The sequence below is a fragment of the Leifsonia sp. ZF2019 genome, assembly GCF_019924635.1.
GTDB lineage: Bacteria > Actinomycetota > Actinomycetes > Actinomycetales > Microbacteriaceae > Leifsonia.
The window spans coordinates 1816587-1836726 of record NZ_CP065037.1 but is presented as its reverse complement, the minus strand read 5'-3'; the positions used below and the strand labels follow the sequence as shown (position 1 = coordinate 1836726).

Genomic DNA, 20140 nt, shown 5'->3' with positions numbered 1-20140 from the left:
GTCACCCTTCGAGGACGAAGTCCGCTCCGAGCAGCTCCAGCTTGGTGATGAAATTCTCGTACCCGCGGCTGATGATGCCGACGTTGCTGACGGTCGAGCGTCCCTCCGCGGTCAGCGCCGCGATCAGGTGGCTGAAGCCGCCGCGCAGGTCGGGGACCTCGATGTCGGCGCCCTTCAGCTCCGTCGGGCCCATGATGACCGCGGAGTGGTTGAAGTTGCGCTGGCCGAAGCGGCAGGCGTGGCCGCCGAGGCACTCCTTGTGCACCTGGATCTTGGCACCCATGTCGATGAGCGCGTCGGTGAAGCCGAAGCGCTGCTCGTAGACCGTCTCGTGGACGATCGACACCCCCTCCGCCTTCGCGAGAGCGACCACCAGCGGCTGCTGCCAGTCGGTCATGAACCCGGGGTGCACGTCGGTCTCGATCACGACGGGCTTCAGCGGTCCTCCCGGGTGGAAGAACCGGATGCCGTCGTCGTGGATCTCGAAGGCGCCGCCGACCTTGCGGAAGACGTTGAGGAAGGTCAGCATCTCAGGCTGGCGGGCGCCTCCGACGTAGACGTCGCCGCCCGTGGCGAGCGCGGCGGCCGCCCAGCTGGCGGCCTCGTTCCGGTCGAACAGCGCGGTGTGGCTGTAGCCGACGAGCTTCGCGACGCCCTCGATGCGGATCACGCGATCGGTGTCGACCGAGATGATCGCGCCCATCTTCTGCAGGACGTTGATGAGGTCCATGATCTCGGGCTCGATCGCCGCGCCCTTGAGCTCGGTGATGCCATCGGCGCGCACAGCGGTGAGCAGCACCTGCTCCGTCGCCCCGACGCTCGGGTACGGCAGCTCGAGCTTGGCACCGTGGAGGCCGTTCGGGGCGCTCATGCGGATGCCGCTCGGCAGCTTGTCGACGACCGCCCCGAACTGGCGCAGCACCTCGAGGTGGTAGTCGATCGGGCGGTCGCCGATGCGGCAGCCGCCGAGGTCGGGGATGAACGCCTCGCCCAGGCGGTGCAGGAGCGGGCCGCAGAACAGGATCGGGATGCGGCTCGACCCGGCGTGCGCGTCGATGTCGGCCATGTGGGCCGTCTCTACCGCGCTCGGGTCGAGCAGCAGCTCGCCCGCGACGCCGTCGGTCACCTTGACGCCGTGCACCTCGAGCAGACCGCGCACCACGCGGACGTCGCTGATGTCCGGCACGTTCCGCAGGACGCTGGGGCCTTCGCCCAGGATGGCGGCAACCATGGCCTTCGTGACGAAGTTCTTGGCGCCGCGGACCTCGATGCGGCCCCGGAGCGGGATGCCGCCGTTGATCGTGATGCGGTCGCCCTTGAGGCCGACGCGCGCTCCTGCTGCCTGAGCGTCCTGAAGAAGTGAGTTCAAAGTTTCACCGGGAGGGTCTTGGGCCGCCAACCAGCACGGCCGCTTTCGTATTCGGAGATTCGCGCTTCATCACGCAGGGTGAGGGCGATGTCGTCCAGCCCTTCGAGCAAACGCCAGCGAGTGTAATCGTCGATGTCGAAAGACACCTGTACCTGGCCGATCGTCGCAGTCTTGGCAACCAGATCCACCGTCGCCGCTATTCCCGGCTGCGCTTCGATGGCCGCCCAGAGGCGCTCCGCGTCCTCCTCCGTGATCTGCCCGGCGAGCAGGCCCTGCTTGCCGGAATTGCCGCGGAAGATGTCGGCGAACCGGGGGCTCAGGACGACCCGGAAGCCGAAGTCCCGCAGCGCCCACACGGCGTGCTCCCGGGAGGAGCCGGTGCCGAAGTCGGGACCGGCGACGAGCACGGTCGCGCCCTGGTAGGCGTCCTGGTTGAGGATGAAGTCCGGGTCCTGGCGCCAGCCGTGGAAGAGGGCGTCCTCGAAGCCGGTCTTGGTCACGCGCTTGAGGAACACCGCCGGGATGATCTGGTCGGTGTCCACGTTGGAACGGCGCAGCGGGACGGCCACACCCGTCACGGTCTCGAACTTCTCCATCAGGCGTTCACCTTCTCCCCGGCGCGCGTGTCCGCGTCGCCGCCGTCCGGCGTGTCGCCGCCATCGTTATCCAAGTCCCAGGGGCTGGACAGGGTCCCGCGGATCGCCGTCGCTGCCGCGACCAGGGGCGACACCAGGTGGGTGCGGCCGCCCTTGCCCTGCCGGCCCTCGAAGTTGCGGTTCGAGGTGGAGGCGCAGCGCTCCCCGGGCGCCAGCTGGTCCGGGTTCATGCCCAGGCACATCGAGCAGCCCGCGAAGCGCCACTCGGCGCCGAACTCCTCGACGATCTTGTCGATGCCCTCCGCCTCGGCCTCGATACGCACGCGCGCGCTGCCCGGGACGACCATGACGCGCACGTTGTCTGCCTTCTTGCGCCCCTTGATCAGGGAGGCGAAGGCGCGCAGATCCTCGATCCGGCTGTTGGTGCAGGAGCCCATGAACACGGCGTCGACGGGGATGCTCTTCATCGGGGTGCCGGCTTCGAGATCCATGTACTCCAGCGCGCGCTCGGCGGCGGCCCGGGCGTTGGGGTCCTCGATCTGCGCGGGGTCCGGCACGTTCTGGCTGAGCGAGACGCCCTGGCCGGGGTTGGTGCCCCAGGTGACGAACGGCTCGATGTCGGCGGCGTCCAGGTAGACCTCCGCGTCGAAGACCGCGTCGTCGTCAGTGGCGAGGGTGTCCCAGTATGCGACGGCCTCGTCCCAGTCGGCGCCCTCCGGCGCGTGGGGGCGGCCCTTGAGGTAGGCGTAGGTGGTCTCGTCGGGCGCGACCATGCCCGCGCGGGCCCCGGCCTCGATCGACATGTTGCAGATCGTCATGCGCCCCTCCATCGAGAGGGAGCGGATCGCGCTGCCGCGGTACTCGAGCACATAGCCCTGCCCGCCGCCGGTGCCGATCTTCGCGATGACGGCCAGGATGATGTCCTTCGCGGTCACGCCGGGGCGCAAGTCACCCTCGACGGTGATCGCCATGGTCTTGAACGCCTTGAGCGGCAGGGTCTGCGTCGCCATGACGTGCTCGACCTCGCTGGTGCCGATGCCGAACGCCATCGCGCCGAACGCGCCGTGCGTCGAGGTGTGCGAGTCGCCGCAGACCACGGTGATGCCCGGCATCGTGAGGCCGAGCTGCGGGCCGACCACGTGCACGATGCCCTGCTCGACGTCGCCCAGCGAGTGCAGGCGGATGCCGAACTCCTCGGCGTTGCGGCGCAGCGTCTCGATCTGCGTGCGGCTGGTCAGATCGGCGATGGGCCGGTCGATGCCGATGGTCGGCGTGTTGTGGTCCTCGGTGGCGATGGTGAGGTCCGGACGGCGGACCGGCCGGCCGGCCATGCGGAGGCCGTCGAAGGCCTGCGGACTGGTCACCTCGTGCACCAGGTGCAGGTCGATGTAGATGAGGTCGGGCGTGCCGTCCTCGCCCTTCACGACCAGGTGGTCCCGCCAGACCTTCTCTGCGAGGGTCAGCGGAGTGCGATCGGTCTCGGTCGTCATTGTGCTCGTGCTCCTTAGCGTGCGTGCGGATCAGCCGTCGACGGACTCCGCGGCGAGAGTGGCCTGAGAACTAGGACTCGCCGCGGCGGCTAAGGAGGAGAAGACCTGCGTGCACGGAGTCAGGATATCACCGACGGTCCGTCGGTCTCATCGATGGTCACGACGACGACCGTGACGTTGTCGTGACCGCCCGCCGCGACGGCGGCCTCCACCAGCTCCCCCGCCGGATCCTCGGGGGCGGAGGCGAGGACGGCCGCGATGCGCTCGTCGGTCAGCTCGCGGGTCAGACCGTCGGAGCAGATCAGCAACGTGCGGCGCGAGGCGTCCGGCAGCAGCTCGGTGTCGGTGTCGACGAAGTCCTCCGCGCCGAGGGCACGGGTGATGACGTTGCGCTCGGGGTGCACGGCCGCCTGCGCTGCCGAGATGAGGCCGGCGTCGACGAGTTCCTGCACCGCCGAGTGGTCGACGGTCAGCTGGGTCAGCACGGAGCCGTCCCACTCGTACACGCGGGAGTCCCCGACGTTCACGACCAGCCAGTGCTCCGCCGCACGCTCGGGGACGCGCACACGCACCACGCCGGCGAGGGTGGTTCCGGCGACGGCGGCCCCGGACTCGTCCGCTCCCGAGAGCGCCCGGACGGCCGCGTTGGCCTCGTCGATCGCGGCGACGACCTCCTCCGGCGTCGGCCGGCTGCCCGGCTGCAGCGTGCGCGCCAGGCTCTCCAGCGCCGTGCGGCTCGCCAGATCGCCGCGGGCGTGGCCGCCCATCCCGTCGGCCACGAGGTAGGCCGGGTCCTCGGCGAGGAAGGAGTCCTCGTTCACGTGGCGTACCGCCCCGATGTCGCTCCGGGCGCTCACGCCGACGTGTGAGGTCATGTGCGGGGGTCCTCCTGCTGATCGCGCGGGACCGGGACCTCGCCGGTCACGGCCTCCGGGGCCTCGTCGGCCTCGTCGTCGTCGCCGTGGATGGCCTCGGCGATGGTTCCGCCACTCATCCGCAGCTTCACCAGACTTGCAATGGTAGCGACAACCATCGACCCGACGATCACCGCGAGCGACGTCCAGGTGTCGATGTCCGGCGCCCACTCGAGGTGCAGGCCGCCGTTGATGAACGGCAGCTCGTTCTCGTGCATGGCGTGGAAGACGAGCTTGACGCCGATGAAGGCGAGGATGAACGCGATCCCGTACTTCAGGTACACGAGCTTGTCGAGCAGATGACCGAGCAGGAAGTACAGCTGGCGCAGACCCATGAGCGCGAACACGTTGGCGGTGAAGACGATGAACGGGCTCTGCGTGATGCCGAAGATCGCCGGGATGGAGTCGAGCGCGAACAGCAGGTCCGTCGTGCCGAGCGCCAGGAAGACGATGATCAGGGGCGTGAACATCCGCTTGCCCGCAACCGTGGTGCGGAGCTTGTTGCCGTCGTACTGGTCGGAGACCTTGAGGTGCTTGCGCATGAAGCGGATGAACCAGCTGTCGTCCGTTCCTTCATCGTCGTGGTTGCCGAACGCCTGGTTGAAGGCGGTCCAGAGCAGGAACGCGCCGAAGATGTAGAAGATCGGGCTGAAGCTCGCGATGAGGCTCGCCCCCAGCAGGATGAAGACGCCGCGGAAGATCAGAGCCAGGATGATGCCCACCATGAGCACCTCCTGCTGGTACTTCCTGGGCACCGCGAACCTGCCCATGATGATGACGAACACGAACAGGTTGTCGATGCTGAGGCTGTACTCCGTGAGCCAGCCGGCGAGGAACTGCCCCGCGTGCTCCGCATCGCCCAGCAGCAGCATGAGCAGGGCGAAGATCAGCGCGAGACCCACGTAGAACGCGATCCAGAGCGACGACTCCTTCGGGCTCGGGATGTGCGGGCGCTTGAAGACGATGAGCAGGTCGAACGCGAGCACCAAGAGGAGCACGACGATCGAGCCGACCTCGAACCAGAGCGGGAGGGCGAGTTGCATGGAGGACCTTTCGAAGGGCATCGGAAACGAGCCGAAAGTCTCTCCCGCACCGTCTCCAATGCCGCTGCGCCCGGGTCCAGAGCGGACCGTGATGACGTTCACAGCGCCGGCGGCGGTGCACGCACCGCGGCCGTCCGGGATACTCCCCTTCGCGATCACTCATCCTACCGGACTCCCCCGCGCTCGGCGCACGCGCGTACAGTGCCGCGCGTGGAGTGGGTGGAGTTCGAGAGCGCCGCGGTCGCCGCGGCGGGTTTCGACGATCGCGAGCACGTGCTCGAGATCGTGTTCCGGTCCGGAGCGCGCTACCGCTACCGGCTGGTCTCCGACCGGGTCTGGCACGAGTTCCGCTCCGCGCCGTCGGCCGGTCGGTACTTCGCAGAGCGGATCAGAGACCACTTCCCGACGGAATGGATCTCGTGAGGAAGCCGCGTTGCCCGGGCGGCCGCGCGACACGACGAAGCCCTCCCGGACATGGTCCGAGAGGGCTTCGTGAGTGGTGACCCCAGCGGGATTTGAACCCGCGTTACCGCCGTGAGAGGGCGACGTCCTAGGCCGCTAGACGATGGGGCCGTGTTTTGACAACTCAATGATCATGCCACAGGTCGGCGGCATCCTCCAAAACGGGGCGCCCAGCCCGGGTGTGTCGCGACCCTCAGGCGAGGACGCGGAGGGCTCCCGGCACCACGGAGACGTCGACGGGCAGCGGGCCGATCCGCTCCCCGTCCGCGTAGACCACGACCCCCTCCGCGTCGAGGCGGACGGTGCTCACGGAGTGGAAGGAGACCTCCGGGAGGTCGGTGTGCTCGCCGCGGAAGACCGTCGGGAAGAGACGCAGGAAGCGCAGGCGCGACATGCGCCGCACGACGAAGAGGTCGAGACGGCCGTCATCGAGCGCTGCGTGCGGCACGATGCGCATCCCGCCGCCGAGGGAGCGGTTGTTGGCCACGGAGACGAGCATCGCCTCCGTCTCGATGGTCTCGCCGTCGACGACCAGGCGGTACGGGCGCGGGGCCAGGGTGGCGAGCTCCCGGAGCAGCGCGAGGATGTACCGGCTGCGTCCGCGCGGACGGGTCATGTGGTTGGCGCGCTCGTTGACGGTGGCGTCGAAGCCGGCCGAGAGCACTGCGCCGAACCAGGTGGAGAGGCCGCCGTGACGCACCACCCCCGCGTCGATCGTGCGCGGCTCTCGGCCGAGCGCGGCGAGGAGGTGGGCGATGGCCGCGTCCGTGTCGCCCACCGGGATCCCCAGGCCGTCGGCCAGGTCGTTGCCCGTGCCGCTCGGGACGATGCCGAGAGGGACGGTCGTCTCGGCGACGATGTTGATGCCGAGGTTCGCCATGCCGTCGCCCCCGACCACGACCAGCGCGCCGGCGCCGGCCGCCACCGCGCGTGCGGTCTCCCTGCGCAGGAGCTCGATGTTCGCCTCGTCGACGGCGACCACGGTGTGTCCGGCCTCGCGCAGGCGTTCGACGACCAGCGGGCCGACCTCCCGGCGGTGGCCGAACGAGGCCATGGGGTTGACCGCGACCACGACGGTTCCGGGATGTGCGGCCATAGTGCACGATGATGGCACACGGCCGCCGAGCCGCCGGAACGGCGGGGTCGCGAACCGCCGGTATGGCGGCGCCGGAGCGACGATTCGCGACCCCGCTGCGGGGCGGATCTCAGAGGCGGACGCGTCGCAGCAGCTGGGCGTTGAGCGCGACGACGATCGTGGAGACGGACATCAGCACGGCGCCGAACGCCGGGGAGACGACGATGCCGGCACCGGTCGCCACACCCGCTGCCAGCGGCAGCGCGATCACGTTGTACCCGGTCGCCCACGCCAGGTTCTGGAGCATCTTGCGATAGGTCGCCCGCGAGAGCTCGACCACCTTCGCCACCCCGCGCGGATCACTGGCGGCCAGCACGATGCCGGCCGACTCGATCGCGACATCCGTGCCCGCGCCGATGGCGATGCCGACGTCCGCCTGCGCGAGCGCGGGTGCGTCGTTCACGCCGTCGCCCACCATCGCCACCCGGGAGCCGTCTTGCTGCAGACGCGCCACGGTGCCGGATTTGTCGCCCGGGAGCACCTCCGCGTAGACCTCGTCGATTCCGAGGGTCGCGGCGACCGCCTCTCCGACCGGTCGTGCGTCGCCGGTGAGCATGGCGACACGGATCCCGCGGTCCCGGAGAGCGCGCACGGCGTCCGCCGACTCGGGCCGGACGACATCCGCCAGCGCGATCGCACCGGTGACGCGATCGCCGCGGAGAACGTAGACGACCGTCTGCCCCTGCGCCGAGGCCTCCTCCACCATGCGGGCGACCGAGCCCGCCGCCGTCGCTCCCGTCTCGGCCAGCAGCCGCGGCGCACCGACGACGACGCGTTCGCCCGCGACGGTGGCGGCGGCACCGCGGCCCCCGAGCGCCTCGAAGTCCGTCACGGAGGGGATGGACAGCCCTCGCTCACGGGCGGCGGTGACGATCGCACGAGCGATCGGGTGCTCGGCCGGCGCTTCGACGGAGGCGGCGAGAGCGAGCAGGGCATCGTCGTCGCCGTCGACGGCGGTCACGGCGGCGACGCCCTGACGCCCCTCGGTGAGTGTGCCCGTCTTGTCGAAGAGGACGACGTCGATGCGGCGGGCGTCCTCCATGGCGTGCCGGTCGCGGATGAGGAGTCCGTTGCGTGCGCCGATCGCGGTCGAGATCTGCGCCACGAGCGGGATGGCGAGGCCGAGCGCGTGCGGGCAGGCGATGATGAGCACCGTCACGACGCGCTCGAGCACGAACGCGGGGTCACCGGGGCGGAGCAGGATCCAGACGACGAGGGTGATCGCAGCGACCGCGAGCGCGACGTAGAACAGCCAGGCGGCCGCACGGTCGGCCAGGATCTGCGTGCCCGACTTGCTGGCCTGAGCGTCCGACACCAGGCGCATGATCCCGGCGAGCGCGGTGTCGCCCCCGGTCTTCCCGACGCGGACGACGAGCGACCCGCTGCCGGAGATGCTTCCGGCGACGACCTGCTCCCCCGTCCCCCGGGTGACCGGCTTCGACTCCCCGGTGAGCAGGGACTCGTCGAGATCGCTGCGTCCGTCGACGATCTCGCCGTCGACCGGCACGGCGGCGCCCGGCCGCACCCGCACGAGGTCGCCGACCCGCAGCTCCCCGACGGCGACCGTCTCGGGGTCGGCGTGCGGGTCGGCGAGCCGCTCGGCGGTGTCCGGCAGGAGTTTCGCCAACTGGCCCAGCGCGTCCTGGGCGCCCATGACCGCCGACATCTCGATCCAGTGGCCGAGCAGCATGATCAGGATGAGGGTGGCGAGCTCCCACCAGAAGTCCATGCCCGGCAGGCCGAGCGTCACCGCGAGGCTGTACCCGAACGCGACGACGATGGCGAGCGAGATCAGCGTCATCATCCCCGGCTGTCGCGACCGCAGCTCGCCGACCGCTCCGCGGAGGAACACGAGCCCGCCGTAGAAGAAGATCGCGATGCCGAAGACCGCGGGGATGTATTGGCTGCCCGGGAACCGTGGGCCCGACAGGCCGAGGATCTCCTGCAGGCCGTGCGAGAAGACCAGGGTCGGGATGGTCAGGACGAGCGTCAGCCAGAACTTGCGGCGGAAGATCGCCGGGTCGTGGCCGGCATGCGCGGAGTGATCGTGCGCGGAGTGATCGTGGGCGGAGTGATCGTGCGCGCCGAGATCGTGCGCGCCGTGGCCGTGCTCCGCGTGCGAGGTCATCGCGCCGTCCGTGTGCTGGTGCTCGTGTGCGTTCGTGCTGTCCATGACACCCGGAACGATACCCCTACCGGGTATATTCCGCCAGCCCCTCCCGCGCATTCGGAGCCGGTCCCCCTCCGTCGGCTTGCACCGGTCGGCCGTTCGGTATTTCCTGGGGGAATGAGACTCACGAAGTTCGAACACGCCGCGTTGCTCCTCGAGGATTCGGGGAAGAAGCTGTTCGTCGATCCGGGCAGCTTCACGACGCCCGTGACCGACGCGGCGAACACCGTGGCCGTGGTGATCACCCACGAGCACGCCGACCACTGGACGCCGGAGCAGCTGAAGCGCGTGCTCGACCTGAGCCCGGACGCGCGGATCTTCGCGCCCGAGGGTGTCGCGCGGGCGGCGGCGGACTTCGACGTGACCGTCGTACACGCCGGCGAAACCGTCGAGGCCGGACCGTTCTCGCTGCGCTTCTTCGGCGGGGTGCATGCCGTGATCCACTCCAGCATCCCGACCGTCGACAACGTGGGCGTGCTCATCAACGACGAGCTCTACTACGCGGGCGACTCGTTCACGATCCCCGACGGCGTCGAGGTCGATATGCTCGCCGCGCCCGCCGGAGCGCCGTGGATGAAGGTCGCCGAGGTCATGGACTACGTGCTCGCCGTGAAGCCCAAGCGCAGCTTCGCGGTTCACGAGATGGTCCTCTCCCGGGCGGGCAAGGATCTCTCGAACGCGCGCATCGGGTGGGCCACCGAGCAGAACGGCGGAAAGCACTTCGCGCTCGAACCCGGCGACTCCCTCGACCTGTGAGTGCGGGCCGATCCGGCGGCGGAGCCGGGACGGCGGACGCGCCCGCCGTCGTCTGGTTCCGGGACGATCTGCGCGTCGCCGACAACCCGGCCCTGCGGGCGGCCGCCGACTCCGGCCGCCCGGTGCTCTGCCTGTTCGTCTTCGATGAGGAGTCCGCGGGGATCCGCCCGCTGGGCGGGGCAGCGCGCTGGTGGCTGCACCACTCGCTCGCCGCGCTGGCCGACGACCTCGGACAGCACGGCACCCCGCTGATCATCCGGCGCGGTCCGGCCCAGCGCGTGGTCGCCGACGTGCTGCGCGAGGCGGGCGCCGCCGCCGTGTTCTGGAACCGTCGGTACGGCGGCGCAGAGCGGCGCATCGACGAGGCGATCAAGTCCGCCGCGCGCGCGGCAGGGATGGAGGCGACCAGCTTCGCCGCGAACCTGCTGTTCGAGCCGTGGACGATCCGCACCGGATCCGGGACGCCGTTCTCCGTCTACACGCCGTTCTGGCGCGCCTGCCTGGCCGCGCCCCCGCCGCGCAAACCGCTGCCCGCGCCCCGAGAGCTGCGGCGCGCCTCGCCCGTCGACGGGGACGCCCTCGACGATCTGGGTCTTCTGCCGACCGCCCCCGACTGGGCGGGCGGCCTGCGCGAGGCCTGGGAGCCCGGCGAGAAGGCGGCGCGGCGGCGGCTCGTCGAGTTCTTGGACGAGGACGTCGCCCGCTATCGCGACGATCGCGACACCCCGGGCGTCGCCGCGACCTCCCGGCTCTCCCCCCGCCTGCGCTGGGGCGAACTGAGCCCGCATGAGGTGTGGCACGCGACGGCAGAGGCCCGCGACCGGACCAACGCGGCCGGCGCGAGCGCCTTCGTGAGCGAACTGGGCTGGCGCGAGTTCGCGCACCACACCCTCTACGAGCACCCCGACCTGGCGACCGTCAACATCCATCGCGAGTACGACTCCTTCCCCTGGCCCCGGTTGCATCCTGCGGCATTACGGGCCTGGCACCAGGGTCGCACCGGCATTCCTCTCGTGGACGCGGGGATGCGGGAACTGTGGACGACCGGGATCATGCACAACCGCGTGCGCATGGTGGTCGCGTCGTTCCTCGTCAAGAACCTCCTGGTCGATTGGAGGCGGGGCGAGCAGTGGTTCTGGGACACGCTGGTCGACGCCGATGCGGCCAACAATCCGTTCAACTGGCAGTGGGTCGCCGGCAGCGGGGCGGACGCCGCTCCATACTTCCGCGTCTTCAATCCCGAACTGCAGCGCACCAAGTTCGACCCGCACGGTGACTACGTGCGCCGCTGGGTTCCGGAGTGGGACACCGGCGACTACCCGGAGCCGATCGTCGATCTCGCCGAGACGCGCCGGGCCGCCCTCGCTGCGTTCGACGTGGTCAAGAAGGCCCGCTGACCGTGAGCGCCGCCCGTCGGCGCCGACCGTCAGCGCGCGTGATCGGCGAGGATCTGGTCGACGTCGATGCTGCCGAGGAGGGCGGTCCAGTCGAGGTTCCTGGCCTCCTCGGCCTGCGCCTCCTCGGCCAGCACGCGCCCGCTGCGCTCCACCACGACGCCGCGCGGCAGGAGGCGGTTCAGCTCGGCGAGGATGGCGTCGTCGACCGCCTCCGCGTCGAAGTCGGCGCCGACACGGGCGAAGTAGTCGCCGGAGACGGTGTAGGAGACGATCCCGGTTTCGATGCGGCTCATGGGCCGCATGCTACTCCCGCAGCGCGAGATTCAGGCGAGGGCCGGACGAGGCTCGAGCCGACCGCGAGTACCGTGCACGGCATGACCGATCGTGACGAACAGCCCACGGCCGACGGCACCAAGACCGCCGACGACCTCCAGGAGGCCGTGGCCGACCTCGGAGAGACCCGCGAAGACCAGCTCGAGACGGTGGCGGAACGCAACGACTCGCTGGAGGAACGCCTGCCCGGCCAGCACGCGGAGCCGCAACACGGCTCCCCCGACCAGGGGTAGGCCGCCCCGGAGCGGCCCGGACAGGGGACTGCGGACCCGGGCCGCCGCCCGATACCGTGACGCGATGGACAGCGGACGGATGAGCGACCGGGCACCCGGGGCGGCGGTCATGGCGCAGGTCGTGCGCCTGCACGACGCGGCCCCGCCGCGGACGCCGTTCGCCCGCGCCCTCGGGGTGACCCCGCTGGCGGACGAGACGGTCCCCTGGTTCGTCGGCGCCCTCGGCGAGCGCGAGATCGGCGCTCGCCTCGCTCGCCTTCCCGACGGGTGGCGCGTGTTCCACGCGCTGCCCGTCGGGTCGGGCGACGCGGATCTCGACCATCTGGTGGTCGGACCGGCGGGCGTCTTCGTCATCGACACCACCCACCACCGCGGCGCGCGGGTGTGGGTCGCGCAACGATCCATGCGGGTGAACGGCGCCACAGCGCCCTCCCTGCGGAACGCCGACCTGGAGGCCTCGCGCGTGCGCGGCCTACTGGCGACCGCGGGGATCCAGGCGCCCGTGCGCGCCGTCGTCGCGGTCGTCGGGGCGAAGGAGCTGCGCATCCGCCAGCGCCCGCGATCGGTGGAGGTCGTGCGCGGCGAGGAGCTCGTGAGCTGGCTCACCCGGCGTCCGCCCGTGACCGACGCGGCCGCCGTGGACGCCGTCACCCGGCTCGTGGACGAGCCGGGCACCTGGCGGACGGCCGGGCAGCCGGCGGATGTCGCCGACCGTTTCGCCCGCATCGAGAGCGAGGTCCGCAGCGCCCGCCTGGTGCGCGCAGGCTGGGCTGTCGCAGCGGGGCTCGCCCTGTTCGCCGCCGTCCTCCCGTTCGTCCCGCGCTGACGCCGCCGCGGCCCGGACCTCAGGCCGAGTGCGCGGACGTCCGCATGACGACCGTGAGGGCGCCGTCGGCCTCCGCGGCCTCGAGGACGACCTCGACGGCCGTGAGCTCGCCCAGGGATGCGAGATGGGTGCCGCCGCACGGGATGGCCGCGGTCCCGCCGGGCAGCGCGCACGTCCACAGGCGCCGGTCGCCGAGCCCGTCGCCCTCGCGCGTGATCGCGACCGCTGCGCCTGACGCCACCCACTCCGCGAGCAGCGCGTTCGCCGCCGCGGCGATCTCGTCGAGCCGGCCAGGCAGTTCGGCGGCGGGGAACCCCTTCTTCCGCAGGCTCTTGCCGATGCGGTACTCGTCGCGCGAGCCGTCGGGCAGGATGCGGGAGGAGGTGATCGCGAGGCGGTCGAAATCGGGGCGACCGCGTCCGTCACCGGGCACCTCCTTCGTCCACAGCGGCGCGAGAGCGTCGTTGAGGGCGAGGGAGGCGAGGTGGCAGGCCGTGTGGCCGGCCGACAGGGCACGACGCAGGCCGGGTTCGACCTCGACGGTCGCCGACGCACCCGGCTCGATGCCGTCGGCGTCGTCGACCAGGTGGCAGACGACGAACGACCATCCTGCGGTGCCGGTCCGCACGGGCGCGTCGCCGACGTGAAGCGTCTCACCGTCGGTCGCCCCGACGACGGCGTCGACCACGGCCCGGGCACGGCCCCCGACGGTGATCGTGCCGATGTCGGCCGGCTGGTCCGGCCACACCGGATCGACGGCATGGAAGGCGGTCCGGTCCAGCACGACGGCGGTGCGTCCGTCCGCACGGGGCTCGATGTGCACGACGGTGCCGGTGGATGAGACGTCGCCGGCGGGGTAGGTGACGACGGTGTCGGTACGCGGGAGGGTCATCCCCCCAGCGTACGGGCCGCGCCCGGGCGGACCGCTAGGCTGACGCCGTGGGCAGGCGAACGACCGCGCAGACGCGTGGCGGCAGGCGCGCCGAGCGCGCGCGAACGCACGCGTCGCGCGTACGACGGCCTCGCGCGACGGTCGCGCTCGGCGCGGTCGCCGTGGTCGTGCTGCTCACCGCCTGCACCCCGGTCCAGGAGGCGCGGCTCCAGGACGACGCCGAGTCGTCGCCGTTCATCTCCTCCTTCTACGAGCAGCCGGAGCCGCTGCCCGCCGGATCACCCGGGGACCTCATCCGCACGTCGCCGGCGGTCGGAGCCCCTCCCGGAGGCGTCGCCTACCGCATCCTGTTCCACTCGACCGATCTCGACGGCCGCCCGGTCGTCGACTCGGGTCTGCTGGTGGCCCCCGGCTCCCCCGCGCCGGCGGGCGGGCGCACGATCGTCTCCTGGGGGCATCCGACCACCGGCGCCGCGGAGAAGTGCGCGCCATCGCGCTCCGACGACCCGTATGACAGCGTCGAGGGGCTGACCGACTTCCTGAACCGCGGCTACGCGGTCGTCTACACGGACTACACCGGGATGGGGACGGCCGGCCCCGACTCCTATCTGGTCGGCGGGACGGAGGGCCGCAACGTCCTCGACGCCGCCCGGGCGGCCCGGACCGTCCTCGGCCGCGACGGCAGCCAGCGCGTCGTGCTGTGGGGTCACTCCCAGGGCGGCCAGGCCGTGCTGTTCGCCGCCCAGCTCGCACACGGCTACGCTCCCGAGCTCGACGTGCAGGCGGCGGCGGCCGCCGCACCCGCGACCGACCTCGCGTCCCTGCTGCGCGCCGACATCGGTGACGTCTCCGGCGTCACGATCGGCTCCTACGCGTTCCAGGCCTACGCGTCGGTCTACGACGAGCCGCTCGCGAGCATCCTGACCCCGCATGCCATCACCGCGCTGCCCGCGATGAACGACCTGTGCCTGCTCTCGCAGAACAAGGAGCTGCACACGATCGCCCAGCCACTCGTGGGGCGGTTCCTGACGGACGATCCGGAGACCACCGAGCCGTGGTCGGGTCTGCTCGCCCAGAACACGCCGGGCGCGACGGCACTGACGATGCCGCTCTTCGTCGCGCAGGGCGAGGACGACAGGCTCGTGCGGCCGACCTCGACCGACGCGTTCGTGCGGACCGAGCGCGACGCGGGCACGACGGTGACGTACGACCGGATCCCCGGCGCCACGCACGCCACCGTCGCGCTGCGCTCGCTGCGGTCGCTCTTCGACTGGCTGCACTCCGTCGGAGTGAGCGGCACGTCGTCGAGCGCCACGGCCGCGGCCGCTACGGAGTGAGCGTCGCCACGTAGTCGGCGTGCTCGTCCATCCACGACGAGACGATGCGGTCGTACGCGGACGACTCCGCGCCGCTGTTGAACATCGCGTTCTCGAGCGAGTAGAGCAGGTCCGAGTCGAGCGTGAAGCCCTTCACCCATCCGGCGACCTCGGGGAACTTCGTCGAGAAGTCCTTGCTGCCGATGGAGTGGATGGACTCCGCGTCGCCGAGCGCACCCTTGGGATCCTTCAGATCCTTGAGGTCGAACTCGTCGTACGCCCAGTGCGGACGCCACAGCGTCACGGCCACGTCGTCGCCCTTCTTCATCGCGGCGGTCAGCTCGGCGAGCATTGCGGGGGTGGAGGACGTGACGAAGTCCATCGAGCCGAGCCCGTACTCCGGGATCACCTTGTCCTGCGTCGCCTGGGTCAGGCCGGCGCCCGGCTCGATGCCGACGAGCCTGTTGCCGAAGTCCGCCGAGTGGGCGGCGAGCTCGTCGAGCGAGTCGATCGGAGCGTCCTTGTTGACCGCGATGGTCAGCTTGGCCTCGTCGTTCCAGGCGCCGAGGTCGGTGAGCTTGGAACCGTACTTCTTCATGTAGGCCTCGTGCGTCGTCGGCAGCCAGCCGTCGAACGCCACGTCGTAGTCCCCGGTCGAGAGCCCGGCGAAGGCGGGGCCGGCGTCGGCGTACTCGAAGTCGACGGTGTAGCCCTTCTTCTCGAGCACGTGCTTCCACAGGTAGGAGGCGGCCTCTCCCTCCGGCCAGCCGTTGAACACGGCGACCGTGATGGTGCCCTTGTCGCCGCCGCTCGCGGTGGAGGCCGCGGTGACCGCGGTCCCGCCGACGGCGACGAGCACCGCCGCGCCGAGCACGGCCAGGGCACGCTTCGGCATGCGCAGGCGCGCGCGGCCGACCGAGGCGGTCAGACGGTCGAGGACGATCGCCAGGATCACGACCGACACCCCGGCCTCGAAGCCGAGGCCCACATCCACCCGGCTGAGCGCCTGGACGATGTCGCGGCCCAGGCCGCCCGCGCCGACCATGCCGGCGATGACGACCATCGAGAGCGAGAGCATGATCACCTGGTTGACGCCCGCCAGGATGGACGGCATGGCCAGCGGCAGCTGGATCTGTCGCAGGATGCGGCGCGGCGGAGAGCCGAACGCGCGGCCGGCCTCCACCAGCTCCTTGTCGACGCCGCGGATGCCCAGCTCGGTGAGGCGGACGCCCGGGGCCATCGCGAACACGATGGTCGCGACCATGCCCGGCACGACGCCGACGCGGAAGAGGATGAGCGCCGGGATCAGGTAGACGAAGGCCGGCATCGTCTGCATGAAGTCGAGGATCGGGCGGATGATCGCGGACGCGGTCTTCGACCGGGCGGCGAGGATGCCGAGTGGCACGCTGATCGCGATCGCGATCGCGGCGGAGACGAGGACGAGGGCGAGGGTGTCCATCGCGTTCGACCACTGGTCGACGCTCGCGATCACGAGGAGGCCGACGACGGTCCCCGCACCGAAGACCCAGCCGCGCAGCCACACGGCCAGCACGGCGAAGATGAGGATGATGCCCCAGAACGGCGGGGCCTGGAGCAGCCAGTCCATGCCGTCGTAGAGGCCGGTGAAGACCATCCGGACGACATCGAAGAAACCGCCGAGGGTCGTGGTCACGAAGTCGACGGCGTGGGAGGCCCACTCGCCGAGGGGGAGCCGGACGCCGTTCACGCGCGCACCTCCTCACCGCGGGCGGACGGTTCGTCGCCCGCGGACTCCTGCAGGGCGAGGGTCATCGCGTCGACGGGCACGGTCGCGGGCGGCTCGACGACGACGGGGATCTCCGTCGTGTCGCTGGACACGTTGCCGAGGGCGGCGAGCAGGGTCACGCGCGGGATGACGCCGAGCAGCCGCTGCTTGCCGTCCACCACGGCGAGCGGCAGGTCGCTGCCGACGGAGGGCTCGACGAGCTCGCTCAGCACCTCGTCGCGGTCGACGGACGCGATCTCCTCGCGGATCACTTCGCGGAGGTCGCTGCGGCCGTCGCGCACCTGGCGCATCACGTCGCGGTCGCGCACCGCGCCGAGCAGGGCACGACCCTGCCCCACGACGAAGGCGGCCGAGGTCTGGAGGTCGCGCATCGTGCGCATGGCGGCGCGCGGACCGCCCGCCACGGTCACCAGCGCACGGGCGGGCTCCATCACGCTCGCGGCGGTGAGCACGCGGGCGCGGTCGACGTCCTGCACGAAGCTGGCGACGTAGTCGTTCGCGGGATCGGTGAGGATCTCCTCCGGCGTCCCGGTCTGCACGATGCGGCCGTCGCGCATCACCGCGATCCGGTCGCCCAGGAACATGGCCTCGTTGAGGTCGTGCGTGATGAAGACGATCGTCTTGCCGAGGGAGCTCTGCAGCTCCAGCAGCTGCTCCTGCATCTCGCGGCGGATGAGCGGGTCGAGGGCGGAGAACGCCTCGTCCATGAGCAGGACGTCGGTGTCGGCCGCGAGCGCCCGGCCCAGGCCGACGCGCTGCTGCATGCCGCCGGAGAGCTCGCTCGGGAGCTTGTCGCCCCAGCCTGCGAGACCGACCAGCTCGAGCACCTGTTCGGCGCGGGCGCGGCGTTCCGCGCTCGGGGAGCCCTTGACCTCCAGGCCGTACGCGATGTTGTCGAGCACCGTGCGGTGCGGCAGCAGCGCGAAGTGCTGGAAGACCATGGAGATGTGCCGCTGGCGCACCTCCCGCAGCCGCTTGCCGGTCAACCCGGTGATCGTCGTCCCCATCACCGACACCTCGCCGGCGGTGGGCTCCAGGAGGCCGTTCAGCAGCCGGATGAGGGTCGACTTGCCGGAGCCGGAGAGACCCATGACGACGAAGATCTCGCCGCGCTGCACGGTCAGCCCCGCATCGATCACGGCGGCCGTCCCAAGACCCGAGACCTCCTGCCGGGATGCGCCCTCCCGGAGCCGGCGGACCGCCTCCTGGGGCTTGCGCCCGAATACCTTGTAGATGTTCTTCGCCTCGACGGCGACGGACTCGCTCACTTGTTCTCCGCAGGCACGCATCGCACGGGCACGATGTCGGCCGGTGGTTGCGCCCGGGTGGTGGGCGTGCTGCGGCATCCGGGCCGCTCGAGCGCGGACTCTCCGCGCGAACGACCGCCGCCGGCGCGACCATCGGGGTGCGCCCACGCCCAGCCGACCGTACGCTCCGGGCGGGCCGCTGGTGACGGCCGCGCACCCGGGTCGCGGGCTGGGTTCACGGCCCCGTTCCGTGCTGTCGGAGCACACCGGGGCGCCTTCGACGGTATCAGCCATCACGGGTCGGATGCCAAATCGCTTCCGCGACGCCCTCGTGATACGGCAAAGTGGTCACCATGGCCGAAACGACCGCGGATCACCCCTGGCAGCGCGTCCCGATCGAACCCCAGAGCGTGGACGCCCCGCTCTCGCGGGCCGCGATCTTCCTGGTTGTGACGGTGGACGGGACACCGGAGGCCGCCGCCACCGTGAAGGACGTGCTCGGGGATCTCGCCGGCCTGGTGAAGACGGTCGGTTTCCGCGATCTGAACGCGCATCTGTCGTGCAACGTCGCGATCGGCTCGGCCCTGTGGCCGCGCCTCACCGACGCCGCGGCACCGCGGGAGCTGCACGCGTTCCGGGAGGTCCGCGGCAGCGCGCACACGGCCGTGTCGACGCCCGGCGACCTGCTGTTCCACATCCGGGCGGAGCGCGGCGATTTCACGTTCGAGTTCGAGCGCCTGCTGCTCGGTGCACTGGGCGAGGCCGTGACGGTGGTCGACGAGGTCACCGGCTTCCGCTACTTCGACTCCCGCGACCTGCTCGGCTTCGTCGACGGCACGGCCAACCCGACCGGCTCCGAGCTCGGCTCGGCGGCGATCGTCGGCGACGAGGATCCGGTGCACGCGGGAGGCAGCTACGTCGTCGTGCAGAAGTACCTGCACGACCTCGGCGCATGGAACGCGCTGAGCGTCGCAGAGCAGGAGGCGGTGATCGGCCGCACCAAACTCGAGAACGTCGAGCTCGACGACGTGGAGCACGGCCGCAAAGCCCACAAGACGCTGGCCACCATCACGGGTGAGGACGGCGTCGAGCACGACATCCTGCGTGACAACATGCCGTTCGGGCGACCGGGGCAGGGCGAGTTCGGCACCTACTTCATCGGGTATTCGCGCGCGCTGTGGGTGATCGAGCGGATGCTCGAGCGGATGTTCGTGGGCGACCCGGCCGGAGGCTACGACCGCATCCTGGACTTCTCGACGGCGGTCACCGGCACGGCCTTCTTCGCCCCGACCCGTGGCTTCCTGGAGGCCCTGGCCGACTGACCGACGCCGATGCCGGCGAGCACGATCGCCAGACCGAGCAGCTGGCGGCCGGTCAGTGTCTCCCCCGCGACGACCGCACCGAGCAGGACTCCCGCCACCGGGTTGAGCAGGCCGATCAGGCCGACGGTCGCGGGTCCCAGGTGACGCAGGCCCGCGAACCAGGCGAGGAACGCGACGGCCGTCGCGACGACCGTCACATAGGCGAAGCCCGCGATCGCCGGCCCGTCCAGCGCCGGGGGCGCGCCCTCGAGCACGAGCGCGGGCGGAAGCATGAGGAGCCCGCCCGCGATGAGCTGCCACGAGGTCGCCGAGAAGACGTCCACCTCCCCCTCCCATCGCGTCGCCAGCACGTAGCCGACGGACGACAGGAGCATCGCCGCGACGGCGGCGACCACGCCGAGCGGATCGACGCCCTCGGCGGCGCCCAGCAGCATGACCGCGACGCCGACGGCCCCGGAGATGCCGCCGGCGAGGGCGAGCAGGCGCGGACGCTGCCCCAGGATCAGCCATGCCAGCGCCATCATGGCGAGCGGCGAGGCCGCCATCACGGTGGCCGCGACTCCGGAGGGCAGGAGATGCGCCACCGCGTACACGAGCGCGAAGAAGCCGCCCGAGGTGAGCAGCCCCAGCACCGCGGAGCGCCACCACCACGCTCCGCGCGGCAGCCGCCGCTTCACGAGCAGCAGCAGGAGCCCGGCAGGCAGCGCCCGCAGCACCGCGCCCCAGAGCGGCTCGTCCGGGAGGACGGCGCGGGTGACCACGTAGGTGGAGCCCCACGCGACCGGGGCGACGGCGGTGAGCGCGATCCAGCCCCAGCGAGCGGACGACGGCGACGAATTAGCTTCCATGGAAGTTAGTTTAGCTTCCCGGGAAG

Annotated in this window: 19 protein-coding genes and 1 tRNA gene; 7 read left to right on the top strand and 13 right to left on the bottom strand. The window is 71.1% G+C overall.

Annotated features, from left to right (window positions below; genetic code table 11):
* Position 1 precedes the first annotated feature (1 nt).
* The 5 genes from murA to IT072_RS09045 form a co-directional block, all read right to left on the bottom strand.
* The gene (gene murA, locus IT072_RS09065; RefSeq protein ID WP_223360630.1) at positions 2-1369 is read right to left on the bottom strand and encodes a UDP-N-acetylglucosamine 1-carboxyvinyltransferase; all 1368 of its coding nucleotides are present in this window, start codon (positions 1367-1369) and stop codon (positions 2-4) included.
* Positions 1366-1965, bottom strand: a complete 600-nt coding sequence (leuD, locus tag IT072_RS09060; protein ID WP_223360629.1) for a 3-isopropylmalate dehydratase small subunit — start codon at positions 1963-1965, stop codon at positions 1366-1368. The genes murA and leuD overlap by 4 nt, the downstream gene beginning before the upstream one ends.
* Positions 1965-3455: a 3-isopropylmalate dehydratase large subunit gene (leuC, locus tag IT072_RS09055; protein ID WP_223360628.1), complete on the bottom strand. Its 1491-nt coding sequence runs from the start codon at positions 3453-3455 to the stop codon at positions 1965-1967. Before leuC ends, leuD begins: the two co-directional genes overlap by 1 nt.
* Positions 3456-3574: 119 nt before the next feature.
* Positions 3575-4330, bottom strand: a complete 756-nt coding sequence (locus IT072_RS09050; RefSeq protein WP_223360627.1) for a PP2C family protein-serine/threonine phosphatase — start codon at positions 4328-4330, stop codon at positions 3575-3577.
* The gene (locus tag IT072_RS09045; protein WP_223360935.1) at positions 4327-5412 is read right to left on the bottom strand and encodes a TerC family protein; all 1086 of its coding nucleotides are present in this window, start codon (positions 5410-5412) and stop codon (positions 4327-4329) included. Before IT072_RS09045 ends, IT072_RS09050 begins: the two co-directional genes overlap by 4 nt.
* A 210-nt stretch (positions 5413-5622) precedes the next feature.
* Between IT072_RS09045 and IT072_RS09040 the strand changes: the two genes are divergently transcribed.
* Complete coding sequence (locus IT072_RS09040) at positions 5623-5835, top strand: KTSC domain-containing protein (RefSeq protein WP_223360626.1); 213 nt, start codon at positions 5623-5625, stop codon at positions 5833-5835.
* Positions 5836-5909: 74 nt separating this feature from the next.
* Here IT072_RS09040 and IT072_RS09035 read toward each other — a convergent pair.
* The 3 genes from IT072_RS09035 to IT072_RS09025 form a co-directional block, all read right to left on the bottom strand.
* Positions 5910-5985: transfer RNA gene (locus IT072_RS09035), tRNA-Glu, on the bottom strand.
* Between the two features lie 82 nt (positions 5986-6067).
* Positions 6068-6970, bottom strand: coding sequence for a diacylglycerol kinase family protein (locus IT072_RS09030; RefSeq protein ID WP_223360625.1), 903 nt, complete (start codon positions 6968-6970; stop codon positions 6068-6070).
* A 109-nt stretch (positions 6971-7079) separates the two neighbouring features.
* Positions 7080-9182: a heavy metal translocating P-type ATPase gene (locus IT072_RS09025; protein WP_223360624.1), complete on the bottom strand. Its 2103-nt coding sequence runs from the start codon at positions 9180-9182 to the stop codon at positions 7080-7082.
* 114 nt (positions 9183-9296) lie between these two features.
* Here IT072_RS09025 and IT072_RS09020 point away from each other — a divergent pair, with 114 nt between their 5' ends.
* Positions 9297-9935: an MBL fold metallo-hydrolase gene (locus tag IT072_RS09020; RefSeq protein ID WP_223360623.1), complete on the top strand. Its 639-nt coding sequence runs from the start codon at positions 9297-9299 to the stop codon at positions 9933-9935.
* On the top strand, positions 9932-11332 hold the full coding sequence (locus IT072_RS09015; RefSeq protein ID WP_223360622.1) for a cryptochrome/photolyase family protein: 1401 nt from the start codon (positions 9932-9934) through the stop codon (positions 11330-11332). Before IT072_RS09020 ends, IT072_RS09015 begins: the two co-directional genes overlap by 4 nt.
* 29 nt (positions 11333-11361) lie before the next feature.
* On the opposite strand, the gene IT072_RS09010 is transcribed toward IT072_RS09015, so the two are convergent.
* Positions 11362-11625 (bottom strand): hypothetical protein, encoded by a 264-nt coding sequence (locus IT072_RS09010; RefSeq protein WP_223360621.1) that lies wholly within the window; start codon positions 11623-11625, stop codon positions 11362-11364.
* Positions 11626-11706: 81 nt separating this feature from the next.
* Between IT072_RS09010 and IT072_RS09005 the strand changes: the two genes are divergently transcribed.
* Positions 11707-11898, top strand: a complete 192-nt coding sequence (locus IT072_RS09005) for a hypothetical protein (protein WP_223360620.1) — start codon at positions 11707-11709, stop codon at positions 11896-11898.
* Between the two features lie 64 nt (positions 11899-11962).
* The gene (locus tag IT072_RS09000) at positions 11963-12724 is read left to right on the top strand and encodes a nuclease-related domain-containing protein (RefSeq protein ID WP_223360619.1); all 762 of its coding nucleotides are present in this window, start codon (positions 11963-11965) and stop codon (positions 12722-12724) included.
* 19 nt (positions 12725-12743) lie between these two features.
* Here IT072_RS09000 and IT072_RS08995 read toward each other — a convergent pair whose 3' ends face one another.
* Positions 12744-13616: a metal-dependent hydrolase gene (locus IT072_RS08995; protein WP_223360618.1), complete on the bottom strand. Its 873-nt coding sequence runs from the start codon at positions 13614-13616 to the stop codon at positions 12744-12746.
* Positions 13617-13663: 47 nt separating this feature from the next.
* Here IT072_RS08995 and IT072_RS08990 point away from each other — a divergent pair, with 47 nt between their 5' ends.
* Positions 13664-14953, top strand: a complete 1290-nt coding sequence (locus IT072_RS08990; protein WP_223360617.1) for an alpha/beta fold hydrolase — start codon at positions 13664-13666, stop codon at positions 14951-14953.
* Here IT072_RS08990 and IT072_RS21310 read toward each other — a convergent pair.
* Complete coding sequence (locus IT072_RS21310; protein WP_327058945.1) at positions 14943-16658, bottom strand: ABC transporter permease/substrate binding protein; 1716 nt, start codon at positions 16656-16658, stop codon at positions 14943-14945. The genes IT072_RS08990 and IT072_RS21310 overlap by 11 nt on opposite strands.
* Complete coding sequence (locus IT072_RS08975) at positions 16655-17986, bottom strand: quaternary amine ABC transporter ATP-binding protein (RefSeq protein WP_223360933.1); 1332 nt, start codon at positions 17984-17986, stop codon at positions 16655-16657. The genes IT072_RS21310 and IT072_RS08975 overlap by 4 nt, the downstream gene beginning before the upstream one ends.
* Positions 17987-18297: 311 nt before the next feature.
* On the opposite strand from IT072_RS08975, the gene IT072_RS08970 reads away from it, so the two are divergent.
* Complete coding sequence (locus IT072_RS08970; RefSeq protein ID WP_223360616.1) at positions 18298-19266, top strand: Dyp-type peroxidase; 969 nt, start codon at positions 18298-18300, stop codon at positions 19264-19266.
* Here IT072_RS08970 and IT072_RS08965 read toward each other — a convergent pair.
* Positions 19176-20114 carry a DMT family transporter gene (locus IT072_RS08965; RefSeq protein ID WP_223360615.1) on the bottom strand — a complete coding sequence of 313 codons (939 nt, stop codon included), beginning with the start codon at positions 20112-20114 and terminating at the stop codon, positions 19176-19178. The two genes, IT072_RS08970 and IT072_RS08965, sit on opposite strands and share 91 nt — an antisense overlap.
* Between the last annotated feature and the right edge of the window lie 26 nt (positions 20115-20140).